We start from the raw sequence: 1,325 nt of genomic DNA on the forward strand, positions 1-1,325 counted from the left end.
ACTAATACCTTATCCCAGCCATCTTGAACTCTTGGTTCAAGCTCTTCGTTCTTGGATACAAGATGCTCCCTCTTTGCATTTATTGCGATTTTTTCTCTATGAGTATTGTAATTGGAATCGTATTATCAGTCAAAATCAATACATTTTTTTATTTTCAAAAGAAAATAGAAGATTATTTATTTTCCTATATAATTCTCACATGTATAAATGTGAATCTATATTTCGGTTTCTCCGTAAACAATCTTCTTATATAGAATCAATATCCTATCGCTCTTTCTTTGAGCGAATCCATTTCTATCACAAAATAGAACATCTTCTAGTAGTTATTCACAACGATTTTCATAACAACCCATGGTTGTTCAGGGATCCTTTCGTGCATTATGTCAGATATCAAGGAAAATCCATTTTGATTTCAAAGCAGAATTCTCTTTTCATGAAGAAATGGAAGTATTACTTTGTAATGTTCTGGCAATATGTTTTTTCCTTCTGGTCTCAACCAGACAGGATTCATGTAAATCAATTATCCAATCATGCCCCTTTTTTTCTGGGATATTTTTTATGTGTACGACTCAATCCTTTAGTCGTAAGGAGTCAAATTCTAGAAAAAATTTTTTTTATAGATATCTCGTTTAAGAAGTTTGATAGCATAGTTCCTATTACTCGTTTAATTGGATCTTTGGCTAAAGCTAAATTTTGTAATGTTTTGGGGCATCCTCTTAGTAAGCCAGCTTGGGCGGATTCATTAGATTCTGATATTATTGATCGATTTGGTAGGATATCCAGAAATCTTTCTCATTATTACGGCGGGTCTTCAAAAAAAAAGAGTTTGTACCGAATAAAGTATATACTTCGTCTTTCGTGTGCTAGAACTTTGGCTCGTAAACACAAAAGTAGTGTGCGGTCGTTTTTGAAAAGATTAGGCTCGGAATTGCTGGAAGAATTCTTTATGGAAGAAGAAGAAGTTCTTTCTTTGATCTTTCCAAAATATTCTTTTGCGGCTTCCCATAGGTTAGATAGTGAGCGTATTTGGTATTTGGATATTATTCGTATTCATGACTTGGCCAGTGAATAATTATAGGTTATCCTATCATTGTAATTGAATTTGAAAAGAAATAAGATTCAAAAACTTGAATGGATTTCGAATATGAAATGCTTAGACTATGCCGTAGTAGGTGAATCTGCTGAGTATTCTACTTTTGTAGAGAGTTCCTTTTAGGGAACTTAGTTTTAGATGTATACATGGAGAAAGCCGTGTGCAATGAAAAATGCAAGCACGGTTTGGGGGGGGATTTTTTTCTTTCTTTTTTTAATAAGAAAATTTTCTA

Annotated in this window: 1 protein-coding gene; it reads left to right on the plus strand. The window is 33.1% G+C overall.

Going from position 1 to position 1,325, the window contains the following annotated elements:
- Window positions 1-1,072 (plus strand): group II intron reverse transcriptase/maturase (locus QQK25_RS24595; RefSeq protein ID WP_284190009.1); only part of this gene is annotated, 1,072 nt, incomplete at its 5' end.
- Window positions 1,073-1,325: the final 253 nt, after the last annotated feature.

Source organism: Zoogloea oryzae, from assembly GCF_030161255.1.
GTDB lineage: Bacteria > Pseudomonadota > Gammaproteobacteria > Burkholderiales > Rhodocyclaceae > Zoogloea > Zoogloea oryzae.